Source organism: Actinosynnema sp. (assembly GCF_052038725.1).
In genome coordinates this window covers 1-2090 of sequence record NZ_JBQGCX010001090.1, presented here as the reverse complement: position 1 = coordinate 2090, position 2090 = coordinate 1, and the positions used below count along the sequence as shown (strand labels likewise).

1 protein-coding gene is annotated in these 2090 nt (G+C 72.9%); it reads left to right on the top strand.

The annotated features are described in order from the left end of the window. Positions 1–131: 131 nt before the first annotated feature. Positions 132–2090, top strand: a 1959-nt coding sequence (locus tag ACTUAL_RS23055; protein ID WP_440901703.1) for a PKD domain-containing protein, incomplete at its 3' end; no start/stop codon positions are given.

The window sequence follows — 2090 nt, the reverse complement described above, 5'->3', positions numbered from 1 at the left end:
TCGCTGGACCGGGTGAGACCAGGGCCGCAGTCCTGTTACCTGCGGTTACTCACCTCTTAGAGTCGGCGTCCGATCAGTTCGTTTGCGTTTTCCTCATTGCGCGGACATCCACTGCGAGGGGAAGTGACGACGTGGTATCTCAACGCGGGGTCGGCGCGGTAGCGCTGGCGCTGGCCGGACTGCTGGTGGGTGGGGCATCGCCCGCACTGGCGGCCACGACCGGGAACCTGCCCGGTGGCACCAGCATCGGGGTCTCGATCACCGGGCCGACCCAGGGGGCCGTGCTCCCGCAGGGGGTCGCCACGATCACCGGAACGGCGTCGATCGGCCTCGGCGTCCCGGTGGTGGACACGGCGCTCACCTACGTGGTGGACGCCTCCAGCAGCACCGGCAGCCCCTGCACGACCACCCAGACGGTGCTCGGCTGCGAGGTGGGCGCGGCGCGGGGCCTCAACCAGATCGCCGCCGCCTCGCGGTCCGTGGTCGGCTCGGTGGGCGCGGTCGCGTTCGGCACGAAGGCGGCCATCGCCGACGTGGGGCCCGCGGCGGGCGACCAGCGGTTGACCGGGCCGGGGACCGACTCGAACGGGGACGGCACGCCGGACGTGGAGGAGGCGCTGGCCTCGATCCGCGCGGGCGGCGTGGACCGGTTCACCGCGCGGACCTTCTCGGCGGGCACCGACTACGTGCCCGCGCTGCTGGCGTCGAACACGGTCACGGCGGCGCAGACCCAGAGGCGCAAGATCGTGGTGTTCCTGTCGGACGGCTTCTCCGGCTCCAACGTGGGCGCGGCGCTCGCCGCCACCGGTCCGGACGTGGACATCTACACCTTCGCGGTGGGCGCGGGCGCGAGCTGCGACGGCGTGAACTACGCGTCGAGCATGCAGCGCATCGCGGACGTGACGGGCGGGACGTGCACCGAGGTGCCGAACCCGGCGGCGCTGCCGAGCGTGGTGCCCGGCGTCATCAACGCGACGCTGACGGGCCTGACGGTCAGCGTCGACAACGGCCCGCAGGTGCCGATCACCGCGCTCTCGGTCGCGGCGCTGCCGCAGACCGGGCCGACGCAGGTGAGCTGGACGGTGCCGACGGCGCCGCTGGGCGTGGGCGCGCACCGGGTGTGCGTGACCGCGAACGGCAACGACGGCGGGGGTGACGGCAGCGTCACCGACTGCGTGAACGTGACCGTGCAGGCACCGCCGGGGATCGCCCTGGGTGGTCCGTACACCACGGCCGAGGGCACGGCGGTGTCCGTCGGCGGGTCGCTGGTGAACCCGCCCGCCGGGCTGGTGACCACGCGGTGGACCGCAACGCCGCTGTCCGGGGTCGGCACCGGGGCGAGCTGCTCCTTCGCCAACCCGAACGCGCTGAGCACGACCGTGACCTGCACCGACAACGGCGTGTGGACGTTGACCCTGACCGCGAACGACGGGGTGAACCCGCCGGTGACCGGGACGACCACGGTGACCGTGGCCAACGCGAACCCGGTGGTGGCGGTGTCCACGTCGGGCGCGGCGCAGGCCGGGTCGGCCGTGACGGTGACCGGGACGATCACCGATCCCGGCGCGAACGACACGTTCACCTGCCGGATCGACTTCGGCGACGGGACCGTGGTGAACGCGACCGTCACGGGGAGCACCTGCTCCGCCGCGCACGCCTACGGCGCGGTCGGGCAGTACACCGTGCGGGTGACCGCGACCGACGACGACGGCGGGGTGGGCACCGGCAGCACGACCACGGCGGCGTTCGCGCGGGCCGAGGCGTGGGGGCTGAGCGCGGCCGGGCTGATCACGCTGGCCAAGACGCCGTACTCGGCGTGCCCGCCGAACACGAACACCAGCACGCTGTCGCTCAACGTGGTGAACCTGCTGTCGGTGGGCGCGGTCAACGCGAACTGCAACGTGGACAGCACCACCGGCACGACCACGGCGTTCAGCTCGGTGGCGGGCGGCAGCCTGCTGCTGGGGGCGATCACGATCGGGGCGGTGTCCGCGCAGTGCACGTCGACCGGCGACGGGCTGGCCGGGTCCTCGACGGTGGCCTCGATCAACGGGCAGATCGTCGGGACCGCGACGGCGACGATCAACATC